The 14,354-nt window shown below is 65.3% G+C and carries 16 protein-coding genes; 10 read left to right on the forward strand and 6 right to left on the reverse strand.

The features are described 5' to 3' along the window. Nucleotides 1-8 precede the first annotated feature (8 nt). On the reverse strand, nt 9-374 hold the full coding sequence (locus tag AAFG50_RS10645; protein WP_011085182.1) for a nuclear transport factor 2 family protein: 366 nt from the start codon (nt 372-374) through the stop codon (nt 9-11). A gap of 354 nt (nt 375-728) precedes the next feature. Here AAFG50_RS10645 and AAFG50_RS10650 point away from each other — a divergent pair, with 354 nt between their 5' ends. Genes AAFG50_RS10650 through hemC form a run of 3 tightly spaced genes read left to right on the forward strand, consistent with a single transcriptional unit; the run spans nt 729 to nt 4,007 of the window. Further along, nucleotides 729-1,319, forward strand: coding sequence for a TetR/AcrR family transcriptional regulator (locus AAFG50_RS10650; RefSeq protein WP_028175086.1), 591 nt, complete (start codon nt 729-731; stop codon nt 1,317-1,319). Nucleotides 1,320-1,374: 55 nt separating this feature from the next. After that, nucleotides 1,375-3,000: a choline dehydrogenase gene (locus AAFG50_RS10655; protein ID WP_028175085.1), complete on the forward strand. Its 1,626-nt coding sequence runs from the start codon at nt 1,375-1,377 to the stop codon at nt 2,998-3,000. A 26-nt stretch (nt 3,001-3,026) separates the two neighbouring features. After that, on the forward strand, nt 3,027-4,007 hold the full coding sequence (gene hemC, locus AAFG50_RS10660; RefSeq protein ID WP_028175084.1) for a hydroxymethylbilane synthase: 981 nt from the start codon (nt 3,027-3,029) through the stop codon (nt 4,005-4,007). A gap of 188 nt (nt 4,008-4,195) precedes the next feature. On the opposite strand, the gene hemE is transcribed toward hemC, so the two are convergent. Then, nucleotides 4,196-5,230: a uroporphyrinogen decarboxylase gene (gene hemE / locus AAFG50_RS10665; RefSeq protein ID WP_011085186.1), complete on the reverse strand. Its 1,035-nt coding sequence runs from the start codon at nt 5,228-5,230 to the stop codon at nt 4,196-4,198. 106 nt (nt 5,231-5,336) lie between these two features. On the opposite strand from hemE, the gene AAFG50_RS10670 reads away from it, so the two are divergent. Continuing rightward, nucleotides 5,337-5,552 (forward strand): hypothetical protein, encoded by a 216-nt coding sequence (locus AAFG50_RS10670; RefSeq protein ID WP_028175083.1) that lies wholly within the window; start codon nt 5,337-5,339, stop codon nt 5,550-5,552. Nucleotides 5,553-5,724: 172 nt separating this feature from the next. Next, complete coding sequence (locus AAFG50_RS10675) at nt 5,725-7,629, forward strand: diguanylate cyclase (protein WP_028175082.1); 1,905 nt, start codon at nt 5,725-5,727, stop codon at nt 7,627-7,629. 23 nt (nt 7,630-7,652) lie between these two features. On the opposite strand, the gene AAFG50_RS10680 is transcribed toward AAFG50_RS10675, so the two are convergent. Beyond that, the gene (locus tag AAFG50_RS10680; protein WP_011085189.1) at nt 7,653-7,871 is read right to left on the reverse strand and encodes a SlyX family protein; all 219 of its coding nucleotides are present in this window, start codon (nt 7,869-7,871) and stop codon (nt 7,653-7,655) included. After that, complete coding sequence (locus AAFG50_RS10685; RefSeq protein WP_028175081.1) at nt 7,861-8,628, reverse strand: rhodanese-related sulfurtransferase; 768 nt, start codon at nt 8,626-8,628, stop codon at nt 7,861-7,863. Before AAFG50_RS10685 ends, AAFG50_RS10680 begins: the two co-directional genes overlap by 11 nt. 198 nt (nt 8,629-8,826) lie before the next feature. Between AAFG50_RS10685 and ggt the strand changes: the two genes are divergently transcribed. Both ggt and AAFG50_RS10695 read left to right on the forward strand, forming a co-directional pair. Next, nucleotides 8,827-10,413 (forward strand): gamma-glutamyltransferase, encoded by a 1,587-nt coding sequence (gene ggt / locus AAFG50_RS10690; protein ID WP_028175080.1) that lies wholly within the window; start codon nt 8,827-8,829, stop codon nt 10,411-10,413. Between the two features lie 84 nt (nt 10,414-10,497). Then, nucleotides 10,498-10,962 (forward strand): FKBP-type peptidyl-prolyl cis-trans isomerase, encoded by a 465-nt coding sequence (locus AAFG50_RS10695; RefSeq protein ID WP_011085192.1) that lies wholly within the window; start codon nt 10,498-10,500, stop codon nt 10,960-10,962. Between the two features lie 157 nt (nt 10,963-11,119). Here the strand turns inward: AAFG50_RS10695 and AAFG50_RS10700 are convergent, their stop codons facing one another. Then, the gene (locus tag AAFG50_RS10700) at nt 11,120-11,338 is read right to left on the reverse strand and encodes a CsbD family protein (protein ID WP_011085193.1); all 219 of its coding nucleotides are present in this window, start codon (nt 11,336-11,338) and stop codon (nt 11,120-11,122) included. Between the two features lie 126 nt (nt 11,339-11,464). Here AAFG50_RS10700 and AAFG50_RS10705 point away from each other — a divergent pair, with 126 nt between their 5' ends. From AAFG50_RS10705 to AAFG50_RS10715, 3 genes are all read left to right on the forward strand, one after another. After that, nucleotides 11,465-11,977: a cupin domain-containing protein gene (locus AAFG50_RS10705; RefSeq protein ID WP_028175079.1), complete on the forward strand. Its 513-nt coding sequence runs from the start codon at nt 11,465-11,467 to the stop codon at nt 11,975-11,977. A gap of 131 nt (nt 11,978-12,108) precedes the next feature. Further along, nucleotides 12,109-12,537 (forward strand): VOC family protein, encoded by a 429-nt coding sequence (locus AAFG50_RS10710; RefSeq protein ID WP_028175078.1) that lies wholly within the window; start codon nt 12,109-12,111, stop codon nt 12,535-12,537. Nucleotides 12,538-12,581: 44 nt separating this feature from the next. Then, nucleotides 12,582-13,070, forward strand: a complete 489-nt coding sequence (locus AAFG50_RS10715; RefSeq protein WP_011085196.1) for a VOC family protein — start codon at nt 12,582-12,584, stop codon at nt 13,068-13,070. Between the two features lie 139 nt (nt 13,071-13,209). Here the strand turns inward: AAFG50_RS10715 and AAFG50_RS10720 are convergent, their stop codons facing one another. Further along, entirely contained in the window at nt 13,210-14,352 is a 1,143-nt protein-coding gene (locus AAFG50_RS10720) for a hypothetical protein (RefSeq protein ID WP_039183952.1), read from the reverse strand. Between the last annotated feature and the right edge of the window lie 2 nt (nt 14,353-14,354).

Raw genomic sequence — 14,354 nt, forward strand, 5'->3', positions numbered from 1 at the left:
AGACGCGATCACCGCCCCAGCTGCTTCGGGTCGTAATAGAACCGTTCTTCGATCAACTCGTCACCCCGCCAGGTCTGCCACGCGATCTCATCCAACGTTCGGACGACCCCTTCAGCACTGGTGAAGCTGAACCGCCAGCGTGTCGCGACAGTGTCGCCCTCGATCAGGCTCGGCCCGATGCGCGCGGCCTTGACCTCCTTGGTCGCTGCCAGCACACCGCGCTCTTTCGCTGCCAGTGCTTCCCGGCCGACAGTCGGCGCGGCGTTGTTTTCATAGGTGGCGGCGTCGGGCGCATAGAATTGTTCGATCGCGCCGACGAAGTCCCCGTCCTCCAGCCGCTTTGCAAAAGCTTCGACGATCTCACGGCTCGGCATGGCGCACCTTTCGATTAAAACCGACTGCTGGTCGGTAAATACCGACCGGTAGTCGAAAAGTCAACTGGCTGCGTGAAGCGAATTCGATTACACGAGATTGATGAGATGAAGCCCAGCCAGTGCCTCAACGAAGATGCGTTCCCTCCCCCCTTGTGGGGGAAGGCTAGGGAGAGGGGTAGCTCAGCAAAGAGTGCCAGTTGTTGATGATGCACCGAACGGATGCGCGATCGATGGAATCCCCGTGTGGCACCCCCCTAACTGACCCTCCCTCACATGGGGGGAGGGAACGGAAGGAGCGTCGCTCGTGGCCGAACTCGCTTCGATCTCAACTCACCGCGCTATAGACGAGACGACATGGCGAAACAGGCGGAGCGGCGGGCGGCGACATCGGAGGCGATCCTGGCGGCGGCGCGCCGCCTGTTCGGGACGCAGGGCTTTGCCGCCACCACGATGGACGAGATTGCGCAAGCGGCCGACGTCGCTAAGGGCGCGGTCTACCATCACTTCAAGACCAAGGAGGCAGTGTTCGAGGCCGTATTCGACCTGGTCTCGCGCGACCTCGTCGCGGAGATCGACAGCACCGCGCGGGCCGAGAAGGACGTGCTCGCCGCGATGGTCGCCGGCACCCAGCATTACTTTGCAGCGACCGCCAAGGGCCCGACCGGTCAGATCATCCTGCGCGACGGCCCGGCCGTGCTGGGCTGGGAGCGTTGGCGAGAGATCGACGCGCAGCATTTTGGCGGCAAGCTGCCGCGCGCGATCGCGGCCGCGATGGAGGCCGGCCTGATCGCGCGGCAGCCGGTCGAGCCACTGGCGCGGCTGCTGCTCGGTGCGGTCACGGAGGCTGCGGTCGCCTGCGCCGGACGCGCGGATATCGCAAGGGCGGGCGCGGAATATGCCCGTGCGTTCAAGTCGCTGGTCGAGGCGCTGCGTCTGCGCGCATGATCGTGGTAAGTGACGAATCTGGAAACGCCCACATCAACAAGAAGACTAGTAAGACATGACCGCAAACTCCTCTCTCGCACCAATCGATCCCGAATTCGACTACATCATCGTCGGCGCCGGCTCCGCCGGCTGCGTGCTCGCCAACCGCCTGTCTGCGGACGGCAAGCACAGCGTGCTGCTGCTCGAGGCCGGCCCGAAAGATTCCAACATCTGGATCCACGTGCCGCTCGGCTACGGCAAACTGTTCAAGGAGAAGAGCGTCAACTGGATGTACCAGACCGAGCCGGAGCCCGAGCTGAAGGGGCGCCAGGTGTTCCAGCCGCGCGGTAAGACGCTGGGCGGCTCGAGCTCGATCAACGGCCTGCTCTATGTTCGCGGCCAGCACGAGGACTATGACCGCTGGCGCCAGCGCGGCAACACCGGCTGGGGCTATGACGACGTGCTGCCCTATTTCAAGAAGGCCGAGAGCCAGTCGCGCGGCGCCGACCAGTATCACGGCAGCGACGGCCCGCTGCCGGTCTCCAACATGACCGTGACCGATCCGCTGTCGAAGGCCTTCATCGACGCCGCGGTCGAGACCGGTCTGCCCTACAATCCCGATTTCAACGGCGCCACGCAGGAAGGCGTCGGCCTGTTCCAGACCACGACGCGCAACGGCCGCCGCGCCTCGACGTCGGTCGCCTATCTCGGCCCGGCGAAGACGCGCGGCAACCTCAGGATCGAGACCGAGGCGCTCGGCCAGCGCGTGCTGTTCGAGGGCCGCCGCGCCGTCGGCGTCGAGTATCGGCAGGGCGCAACTGTGCGCCGTGCCCGCGCGCGCAAGGAGATCGTGCTATCGAGCGGCGCCTACAATTCGCCGCAGCTGCTGCAACTCTCCGGCGTCGGCCCCGGCGATCTGCTGCGCAAGCACGGCATTGACGTGGTGCTGGATGCGCAAGGCGTCGGCCACGATCTCCAGGACCACATGCAGGTCCGCATCGTGATGCGCTGCTCGCAGAAGATCACGCTCAACGACACCGTCAATCATCCGCTCCGCCGCACGCTCGCCGGCGCGCGCTATGCGCTGTTCCGGAAGGGCTGGCTGACGATCGCGGCCGGTACGGCGGGTGCGTTCTTCAAGACCAGCCCGCGGCTTGCCTCGCCCGACATCCAGGTCCACTTCCTGCCGTTCTCGACCGACAAGATGGGCGAGAAGCTGCACGATTTCTCCGGCTTCACCGCCTCGGTCTGCCAGCTCCGCCCCGAAAGCCGGGGGACCTTGCGGATCCGGAGCGCCGACCCGACCGTGCCGCCGGAAATCCGCATCAACTACATGTCTACCGAGACCGATCGCACCACCAACGTCGAGGCCCTGAAGATCCTGCGCAAGATATTGAATGCGCCGGCGCTGAAGCCGTTCGTGGTCAGCGAATACGATCCCGGGGCGAAGGTATCCACGGATGGAGAGCTGCTCGATTATTGCCGCGAGCGTGGCAGCACCATCTACCATCCGACCTCGACCTGTCGTATGGGCAACGACGCGCTCGCGGTGGTGGACCAGCGGCTGAAGGTGAGGGGGCTCGAAGGCCTTCGCGTCGTCGACGGCTCGGTCATGCCGGACCTCGTATCGGGGAACACCAACGCGCCGATCATCATGATCGCCGAAAAGGCCTCCGACATGATATTGGAGGATGCGCGGTAAAACCCGCGCGAGAAGGAGCAGACAGTTTGGCTACGCGACTGAAGATCGGCACACGCAAGAGCGCGATGGCGCTGGCACAGACGGAAGAGATCGCGCGCCGCCTGACCGCCGCCGTGCCCGGTCTCGACGTCGAGATCGTCAAGTTCGACACCACGGGCGATCTCGACCAGACCAGCAAGCTGTTGCCGCATGGCGGCAAGGGCGGCGCCTTCGTGGCGCAGATCCGCGCCGCCGTCCTGTCGGGTGAGCTCCAGGCGGCGATGCATTCGCTGAAGGACATGCCGGGCAACGAGGACACGCCCGGCCTCGTCATCGGCGCCACGCTGTCACGCGATCCGCCAAGCGATGCGCTGGTGCTGCGCGACGGCGTGACGCTGGAGGCGCTGCGCCAGTCGCGCGGCAAGGGTTTTAAAATTGGCACCAATGCCGTCCGCCGGGGCGCCTATGCGCGGCGGTTGTTCCCCGATGTAGAAGTGATCCACTTCCGTGGGGCTGCTGACACGCGTGTGCGAAAGCTCGACAATGGCGAGAAGCAGCGCCTGCCGGATGGCGGCGCGGTGGGGCCGGCGGATGCGCTAATCATGGCGCGCTCGGGCCTTGATCGCGTTGGTCTGGCGAGCCGCATTGCCTACGAGTTTACGCCGGCGGAGATGTTGCCGGCGGCGGGGCAGGGCATCGTCGCCGTCGAATGCGCCGCGCAGGACTGGCAAACGCGAAAAATCCTGTCATCGATCGACGATCCCTCTGCACACGCCTCTGCCGATGCCGAGCGCGAAGTGCTGTGGGTGCTCAACGGTCACTGCAATTCGCCGGTGGCGGGCTTCTCGACCATCGCCGGCGATCAGATGTCGCTCACCGCATCCGTGCTCGACCTCTCCGGCAACACCATCATCGAAGCCTCGCGCACAGGCCCCGCCAACCGGCCGCGTGAGCTTGGCCGTGCGGTGGGACTTGAACTGCTGGGGAAGGGCGCTGCCGAGATCATCGAGCGCAGTCGGCCGCGCTAGCCTGCTGCTAAACGATCGTCGGTGCGATCATGTAATTCTGCGCCTGTCTTGCCCGACGAGTCAAACGTGATCGCGGCAGGGCTCAGAACCATGCCGACCGAAATTCTCCAATGATTTGTACTGTGCATCTACTGTGCATGGGGTTGTTTTCGCGTTTTTTGTTTCCGCCCCTTCGGGGGCGGGACTTGTCACCCCCGCACGCGCTTCAGCATCTGCTCGACATGGGCGATCGGCGTTTCCGGCTGGATGCCGTGGCCGAGATTGAAGATGAAGCGCCCTTGCGCAAAGTTCGCCAGCACGTTGTCGACCGCGCGGTCGAGCGCGGCCCCACCCGTGATCAGCACCAGCGGATCGAGATTGCCCTGCACGGCGACGCGTGATTGCACGCGCTCGCGGATGAAGGCCGGCTCCGCGGTCCAGTCGATGCTGACGCCGTTGACGCCGGTCGCCTCGACATAACCAGGCAATTGCGCGCCGGCGCCGCGGGGAAAGCCGATGATCTTCGCGTCCGGCACTTTTGCGCGCACGCCCTCGACGATGCGCCGCGTCGGCTCGACCGACCAGCGCGCGAACTCGGCGGGCGGCAGCACGCCGGCCCAGGTGTCGAAGATCTGCAAGGCATTGGCACCGGCTGCGAGCTGCGCCAGCAGATACTCGATCGAGTTGTCGACCAGCACGTCGATGATTTTCGCAAACGCGTCCGGATGCCGGTACGCCATCATCCGCGCCGGGGCTTGGTCGGGCGTGCCGTGGCCCGCGACCATGTAGGTCGCCACCGTCCACGGCGCGCCACAGAAGCCGATCAGCGCGGTCTTGGGATCGAGTGCGCCGCGCACGATCTTCAGCGCATCGAACACCGGCGCGAGCTTGCCGAAGTCGGCGCGCGGGGCGAGCGTGGCGACCTTCGCAGGATCATCCAGCGGCTCGAGCCGCGGGCCTTCGCCGACCTCGAAGCGCACGGAGCGGCCGAGCGCGTAGGGGATCACCAGGATGTCCGAGAAGATGATCGCCGCATCGAAGCCGAATCTCCGGATCGGTTGCAGCGTGACCTCGGCCGCAAGTTCCGGGTTGAAGCAGAGATCGAGGAAGCCGCCGGCCTTCGCCCGCACCTCGCGATATTCCGGCAAATAGCGGCCGGCCTGGCGCATCATCCACATCGGCGGGATGGCTTGGCGCTGGCCGGAGAGCACGTCGATGAAGGGCTTTGTCGCTGACTGGGGCACGAAGGATCCTGAGCAAGGTTACGGCTCCTGATACACCGCCGCGGCCTTCAGCGGAACAGGGGAACAAGCGCAATTGGGCCGCGTTGACCAACCAATGGAGGAGATCATGGTTGAGTCATTCAATCCCGCGCCGCACGACAAGCACGCCGACGATCTGCATGAGGCACTCGTCGCCGATCGCCATGCCAAGCTCGATACCGGGCTCAAGGACAGCTTCCCGGCGTCCGATCCCGTGAGCGCCACCCAGCCGACCCCCTCGAAGGCCGATGCGGATGCGGACAGTCCCTCGCTTTGGGACAAGGTTAAGGCCATCTTCAGCTAGCGGGAGGGGCGCTGGATTCCGATAGGTTCGCTAATACCTTGTTAGCGATGCGCTGATCCCAGCGTCCGTAGGACTACTGGAAAGCGCAGGTATTACGGTGTATTTCGGCAGTCATTTCAGAGTTCAATAACAGAAGCGGCAGACTTTCCGAACGATCGGAGAATTCTGCCGCATGAGCGCTGCTACCCAACGAGCCGGATGGAGCCGCCTGCCGCTACGCGCGGCGGCGTTTGTCGTGCTGACCTGCGCGACCATCCTCGGCGTCAGCGCCTGGCGTGAATGGGCCGCTCGCGACGCGGTGCTCAAGGGCGCCGAGACCGAGATGGCGAACGTTGCGCGCTCGCTGACGCAGCATGCCGAGGACAGCCTCGATCTGCTCGATTCCGGCGTCGTCGGCGTCGTCAGCCGGCTGGAGATGGACGGCACCGACCCTGCCACGATCGCCAAGCTCAGAAACCTCATGGAGGTGCGCAAGAAGGCGACGGAGCGCGTGCACAGCTTCGCCATCATCGACGACCATGGCAACTGGCTGACCTCGCCCGGCACGATCGGCTCGACGCTCAGCGACGACGCGTTCTTCCGCCATCACCAGCTCTCCCCGAAACGAGAGGCCCATCTCGGCCGTCCCGTGAAGAGCCTGCTCGATGGCGAATGGGTCCTCACCCTGTCGCGCCGCTTCAACAAGCCGGACGGCAGCTTTGGCGGCGTGGTGCTCGCGACCATCAGCTCCGGATATCTGTCGCATTTCTACGAGCAGTTCGAGATCGGCCGCAACAGCTCCGTGGCGCTGACGCATGGCGACGGCCTGATCGTCGCGCGCTACCCGAGCAACGAGAAATTCGTCGGACGCAGCGTCGCCGACAAGCCGCTGTTCCGCAACCCGAGCCTGCAACGGCCGAGCGGCGCCTATCACTTCAAGTCGCCGCTGGACGGCGCCGAACGCGTCAGCTTCTTCAAGCGCTCTGGCCGCTATCCGTTCTTCCTGCTCGCGACCGTCGACAAGGACCAACTGCTGGCGCCCTGGCGCGCCGCCGCGATTTCCCGCATGCTGTATGTGCTCGCGCTGGTCATGTTGATCGCGATCATCGGCGCGGTGCTGGTGCGGCAGTTGCAGCGGGGCCAGCGCATGGCGGCGGCCCTGGTCGAGAAGGAAGCACATTTCCGCCTGCTCGCAGAAGGCTCCAGCGACATGGTGACCCGTATCGGGCTCGACGAGCGGCTGCGCTATGTCTCTCCCTCGTCGGTCCGCGTCGTCGGCTGGCGGGCCAGCCAGCTGATCGGAACGCCCGCGCTCGCGGGCGTTCAAGCGGACGACCTGCCGCAGGTCCAGGCCCTCGTCGATGCCATGAAGCGCGGCGAGAAGGACGAGGTGCGCGTCACCTATCGCAACTCGCACCGGCAGAAGGGCGAAGTCTGGCTCGAATCGACCATGCGGGTGACACGCAAGGACAACGGCAGCGTCGACGGCGTGGTCGCGATCTCGCGCGACATCACCGAGCAGAAGACGCTGGAAACCAGGCTCGAGACGCTCGCGACCGAGGACAGCCTCACCGGGCTTGCCAACCGCCGCTGCTTCGACGACCGTCTGAACGACGAATGGGCGCGTGCCTATCGCGACCGCTCCAGCCTCGCCCTGCTCATGATCGACGTCGATCATTTCAAGGCCTACAACGACGAATATGGCCATCCCGCGGGTGACGCCTGCCTGCGCGTGGTCGCAAGGATCCTCGCGGCCGAGATGCACCGCGCCGGCGATCTGGCGGCGCGCTACGGCGGCGAGGAATTCGCCATGCTGCTCCCCAATACCGATGCGACCGGCTGCGCCCGGATCGGCGAGCGGATCCGCGAGGCCATTCACCAGGCAGGCCTCGTCCACGCCTCGAGCCCGATTTCGGCATCTGTGACCGTCTCGCTTGGCGGCGCGACCTGCCGGCCGTCGTTCGAGCGCACCGCAGGGTCCGCTTCGCTGGTGGAGGCCGCCGACCGCGCGCTCTACGCCGCCAAGGATATGGGCCGTGACCGGCTGATGATGTCGGGCGAGGTCATGAACCTGCTGCCCAAAGCGTCCGGTCAGTAAAGGCCGTCCGGCAGCAATATCGCTCAATAATGCGGCGGGCGCTCGTTGGCGGGGCCCGGCGCATTCGTCTCGGCCTCCTGCAGCCGCTCACTGAGCTGCGCGATCTGCCGCGTCAGCGCGTCGATCTGCTTCCACTGCGCGGTGATGGTCTGGTTCAGCGTCTCGATCGTGTCGTCCTGGTAGGCGAGGCGTGTCTCCAGCGTGTCGATGCGCTCGCTCAGCGTCTTGATCTCATTGGTCACGTGTTGCGTCCTTGTCCCGTTCCCGCAGTCCGTGGCCGAGCGCGACGCGCTCGTCGAACACGAAGCATTCGCCGCGCCAGCGGCTCTGCGCTTCCGGCACTTCTTCCAGATATTTCAGGATGCCGCCCTTGAGGTGATAGACCTCGGCAAAGCCGCGCGCGAGCAGGTGCGCGCTCGCCTTCTCGCAGCGGATGCCTCCGGTGCAGAACATCGCGATCCTGCGGTGTTTTGCCGGATCGAGCCGTTCCGCGGCAAAGTCCTTGAACTGGCCAAAGCTCTTGATACCGGGATCGACCGCGCCCTCGAACGTGCCCATCGCCACCTCGAAGGCGTTGCGGGTGTCCAGCACCAGCGTGTCCGGCGCCGCGATCAGCGCGTTCCAGGCGGCGGCATCGACATAGGTGCCGACCTGCCGGGTCGGATCGGCAGCCGCGTCCCCGAGCGTGACGATCTCCTTCTTCAGCCGCACCTTGAGCCGGCCGAACGGCATCGCCTCGGCGGTCGAGAATTTCAGCTCGAGATTGTCCAGCCGGCCGCCGAACATGACGCCATGGGCGAGTTCATGAGCGAAGGTGTCGATGGCGTCAGGTGCGCCGGCGATCGTGCCGTTGATGCCCTCCTGCGCCAGCAGCACGCTGCCCTTCAGCGCCAGGCCAGCGCAGAACGCGCGCAGCGGCTCGCGCAGCTCGCGGTAATCGGGCAGGGCGGCGAACTGGTAGAAGGCGGCGACCTTGGTGACCGAATTCTTGTCAGACATGGGGCTCGTTTAGCAGGCGGCCGGCGCCCAGAAAACCCGCATGGCCGGAGCTTGCAAAAGGTCTATACGCCCAGCGGATGGCAGCCATTTCCCTGGCATGCCAGCATTGCCCCGGCGGGCGGGAATGTGTCATGTAAGCCCGGTTTTTCCGAGAGGGCGCGCCGTGCGCGTGCACGGCCCAAGAGAGCAAGAATTCGCATGAGAAACTTCCATTTCCCCGGCAGGTCCACGGTTCACGCCACCAACGCGATGGTGGCGACCTCGCATCCGCAGGCCTCGCTGGCCGCGATCGAGGTGCTGCGCGAGGGCGGCACGGCAGTGGACGCGGCTGTGGCCGGCTCGGCCGTGCTCGGCGTGATCGAGCCGCAATCGACCGGCATCGGCGGCGACTGCTTCGCGCTGATCCAGCCGCGCGGTGAAGGCAAGATCATCGCCTATAACGGCTCCGGCCGGGCACCGAAGGCGGCGAATGCCGACTGGTATCTCGAGCGCAAGATCACGTCCGTGCCGCTGACCTCGGCGCACGCGGTCTCGATCCCCGGCGTGATCGACGCCTTCGCGACCGTGCTGCGCGATCACGGCAAGTTCGGCTTCGACCGCCTGCTCCAGCCCGCGATCAAGGCGGCCGAGGAAGGCTACGTCGTCGCCCCCCGCATCGCGTTCGACTGGAAGAACCAGTTCGAGAAGCTGAAGGGCGGCACCAACACCGTGCGTTACCTGTTGCCGGGCGGCAAGCCGCCGGTGGCCGGCGACATCATCCGCCAGGCCGAGCTCGGCAAGACGCTGCGCGCGATCGCCAAGGACGGCCGCGACGCCTTCTACAAGGGCGCGATCGCGGAAGACATGGTCGAGACCCTGCGCGGCATCGGCGGCCTGCACACGCTCGACGATTTCGCCGCGCATACCACCGAAGTGACGACGCCGATCGGCACCATGTACAAGGGCTACGACGTCTGGCAGTGCCCGCCGAACGGCCCGGGCGTCACCGCGCTTCTGATGCTCAACATCCTGTCGCGCTTCGACCTGACCAAGTATGCGCCCGTCAGCGTCGAGCGCTTCCATCTCGAGGCTGAAGCCGCGCGCATCGCCTACATGAACCGCGAGATGCATGTCGCCTCGCCCGACCACATGAAGATCAACGTCGCAGAGATGCTCGAAAAGGGCTTTGCCGACGAGTACATCAGCAAGATCCGCATGGACGGCATGCTCGACCTGCCGAACGTCGCGCCGCCGATGAACCCCTCGACCATCTACATCACGGTCGTGGACAAGGACCGCAACGTCTGCTCGTTCATCAATTCGGTCGCGCATTCCTTCGGCTCGGCGATCGTCTCGAACAAGACCGGCGTGCTGCTCCAGAACCGCGCCGGTGGCTTCCGCATCCAGCCGGGCCATCCGAACTGCATCGAGGGCGGCAAGCGCCCGCTCCACACGATCATGCCGGGCCTGCTCACCAAGGGCGGCCGTTCCACGATGCCGTTTGCGGTGATGGGCGGCCAGTACCAGCCGACCGGCCAGACCCATCTGTTGACCAACATCCTCGACTATGGCTGCGACGTGCAGGAGGCGATCGACATGCCGCGCGGCCTGCACTACGAGGGCCAGTACCAGCTCGAGGACAGCGTGCCGGCCGACATCGTCGAGGGCCTGAAGAAGCTCGGCCACAAGACCACCAGCGTGGTCGGCCCGCTTGGCGGCGCCCAGGCGATCTGGATCGACTGGGACAAGGGCACGCTCACCGGCGGTTCCGATCCGCGCAAGGACGGCTGCGCGCTCGGGTATTGATCGAGGGCCAGAGCTGCAACGTTACGGCTGGAAACTGCACCCTCGTTGCGCTAGACACCTCCCGCCTCAAACGGAAGGTGTTTTATGCAGCGTTTCCAGCGCGTGCTCCTCGCCATCATGTCGGCACTCGCGATCACCGTGATCGCCGGCGTGTCCGATTTCGTTTCCACCACGGCCTCGGCCCAGACCGCAGGAAAGACCATGACCACAGCTTCAGGCTTGCAAATCATCGACACCGCCGTCGGCACCGGCGCCTCGCCGCAGCCCGGCCAGATCTGCGTGATGCACTATACCGGCTGGCTTTATGAAAACGGCCAGAAGGGCAAGAAATTCGACTCCTCGGTCGATCGCAAGGAGCCGTTCGAGTTTCCGATCGGCAAGGGCCGCGTGATCGCCGGCTGGGACGAGGGCGTCGCCTCGATGAAGGTCGGTGGCAAGCGCACGCTGATCATCCCGCCGCAGCTCGGCTATGGCGCGCGCGGCGCCGGCGGCGTGATCCCGCCGAACGCGACGCTGATGTTCGACGTGGAATTGCTCGCGGTGAAGTGACGGCGCAGCCGTCATTCCGGGGCGATGCGTAAGCATCGAACCCGGAATCTCGAGATTCCGGGTCTGGTCCTTCGGACCATCCCGGAATGACGGTCAAATGGACAAAACAAAAAGACCGGCCTTGCGGCCGGTCTTTTCGTTTGCAGCTCTGCGCGCGTCACTCTGCCGCGCGCCTCGCTGCAGCCGCGGCGCGATCGATCGCTTCCTTCGCGGCGTCCTTGGCATCGCCCATGGCCTGCTGGCCCTTGCCCTTCACCTCCTGGACCACGCCTTCGCCCTTCAGGCGGTCGGAACCGGTTGCCTCGCCGATGCCCTGCTTGGCCTTGCCGATCGCCTCGTTGGCGTTGCCTTTGATCTTGTCGGTCGTGCTACCCATGAAACTCTCCTTCCAGTTCTATCGCGGGGACAACACGGGACGACTACGAGCGTTCCTTTTTTGGTATGGCTTGATGCCGCGGCTTTGGTTAGTTTGCCGCGCACGGAACCAACAGAAAGCAAGATCATGACGGGCCATGACAACACGCATTCCCACCATGCACACGATCATGACGATCGCTGGAAACATGACGGCGTGCGCGTCATTCCCGGCAACCAGCTCGATACCAACGTGCCGTCGACGGCCGGCATGGACCGCGCGGCCGCCATCAATTTTGCACGCGTCGGCGCGCAGAAATTGTGGGCGGGCACGGTCAGCATCAAGCCCGACGCCAAGACCGGTGCACATCACCACGGCCATCTCGAAAGCGTCATCTATGTGGTGAAGGGCAAGGCGCGGATGCGCTGGGGCGAGAGCCTGCAATTCACCGCGGAGGCCGGCCCCGGCGATTTCATCTTCGTTCCGCCCTACGTGCCGCACCAGGAGATCAACGCCAGCCCCGACGAGGTGCTGGAATGCGTGCTGGTGCGCAGCGACGGCGAGGCGGTGGCGATCAATCTCGACATCGAGCCGGTCGAGAAGCCGGAGACCGTGCTGTGGATCGATCCGGTGCACCGGGACCCGAACGAGAAGAAGTAAGGCCGGCCCGGGCCTGCCGGTTCTGCGCGACAGGACCACGGCAGGCAGGCCTGAAAAAAATATCCGGAAGCCGTGTCGGATGGCCGTCTGCCCGTCCGTCCTTGGGCAGAACCCCGCCCAAGGAGCTTCCGATGCCCAAGATGATCTTCGTCAACCTGCCGGTGACCGACCTCAAGCGCGCCACGGCCTTTTATGAGGCGGTCGGCGCGGTCAGGAACCCGCAGTTCTGCGACGATACGGCGAGCTGCATGGTCTTCTCCGAGACCATTTTCGCCATGCTCCTGACCCACGACAAATTCCGCCAGTTCACACCCAAGCCGATCGCGGATGCGAAGACCTCGAACCAGGTGCTGCTCTGCCTGTCGGCCGACAGCCGCGACGAAGTCGACGCCATCGTCGGCAAGGCCGAGGTCGCGGGCGGGGTGGCCGATCCCAGCCCGAAGGATGAGTACAGCTTCATGTACGGCCGCAGCTTCGAGGATCCGGATGGCCATATGTGGGGTGTGAATTGGATGGACCTCGCGGCATTCGCCGCGCAGTCCGAGATGGCGAACGCCTGATCGAAAATCCGAGAGCATTGAAAACCTGAAGAGGAGCGTTCTCCATGTCCAAGCTCGTGCCCTGCATGTGGTTCAACGGCGATGCCGAGGAAGCCGCGAAGTTCTACGTCTCGCTCGTTCCGAATTCGGAGATCACGCACGTCCAGCGCAACGTTTCGGACGGCCCATCCGGCAAGACAGGCTCCGTGCTCGTCGTCGAGTTCACGGTGGCCGGGCAGCCCCTGGTCGCGCTCAACGGCGGCATGAAGATGGAGTACACCCACGCGATCTCGCTGATGATCCATTGCGACGACCAGGCCCAGGTCGACAGCGTCTGGAACGCCTTCATCGCCCATGGCGGCAAGGAAGAGCAGTGCGGCTGGCTCAGGGATCGCTGGGGCGTGGCCTGGCAGGTCGTGCCGAAGGTGATGTTCGAATTCCTTACGAGCCCCGACAAGGCCGCGGCCGCGCGCGCGATGCAGGCCATGATGAAGATGGTGAAGCTCGACGTCGCCGTGTTGCGTCAGGCGTTCGAGGGCAAGTCGGCGGCGTGACGGCGGCACAGGTGCCGTAGGGTGGGCAAAGGCGCTATTGCGCCGTGCCCACCATCTGTCCCCAGTTGAGAGAGGAGTGGTGGGCACGCTTGCGCTTTGCCCACCCTACGAGACCGGGGCTGCGCGTACCAAGCCGCCGCTAATAGTTAATCCTTAGCCCCACGCCGCCGTGGATGGTGTTCCCCACCGGCTGCGGACCCAGCGTGCCATTGGCGAAGAGGTCCACGATCCAGCCCTTCTGCACGCGGAAGCCGAGGCGGCCGCCATATTCGAACCAGCCCTGGTTGCCCATGGTCGGCACCACCATGCCGTCGCCGGTCACGGTGGCGACGATGCCGCTATGGCTGGCGAACGACTGCACCCAGCCGCCGTTGATGTTGGCCTCGATGTTGCTGCCGAAGAGATGCGTCCACTGGCCGCCGATCTTGACCAGGCTGGTGCGGTCGGTGCCGGTCGCGATCGTGGCGTCGAACGGATTGAACGCCACGGCGCTGTCCGAATAGCCGGACACGCGCTGCCAGAGCTGCCAGACCTCGATTGAGGCGGCGACCTCGTCGCGCGGCGAGATGCGGCTCATCCAGCCGGCGCGGCCGTAGACGGCGTAGTTGGAGGCGTTGGTGGAGCTCGTGACACTCACCGGGCCGAGGCTGGTGTTGTAGCTGCGGGTGTAGCGCGCCTTCTCCCACGGCGTCAGGATCGTGCCGATGTCGAAGAACGGGCGCGACGAGCCCCAATCGGTGAAATCATAGCGCAGCGCGAAGGCGCCGATCGGTGCGCTGGTGATGTTGTAGCCACCCTCGCTGTATTGCGTGTAGGCGATGCCGGCGAGCAGCGACAGATTGTTGGCCAGCTCCTTGCGGCCGTGGATGCCGGCCGAGAACGAGCCGGCCGAGCCGAACGTGCTGATGCAGTCGCTGCAATTGACCTGCTCGTTGACGCCGAGCAGCACCGTGCCGAGCACCCGGTTGGTGATCATCTGGTTGAAGCGCTGGTTGGCGAGACCACCGATCGAGTTGCCGCTGGAGTCAGCGCCGGTCGGCGTCGGGCTCGGCGCGGGATACGGACTCGGCGACGGATACGGGCTCGGTGACGGATACGGGCTCGGGGACGGCGCCGGCGAGGGCGAATATGTCGGTGACGGGGTGGGCGTCGGTTCGCCGCACTCGGACTCGCAGGCCGCCTGCGCAGCCGCTGGACGGGCATCGAACGCGACGAGCGCAAACGCAGCCACTGCGGTCAGCACGCCGGCGAGAATGAAGCGCCTCAGGTGGAGTTCCGCCATCG

Source organism: Bradyrhizobium sp. B039, from assembly GCF_038965675.1.
GTDB classification, from domain to species: domain Bacteria; phylum Pseudomonadota; class Alphaproteobacteria; order Rhizobiales; family Xanthobacteraceae; genus Bradyrhizobium; species Bradyrhizobium diazoefficiens.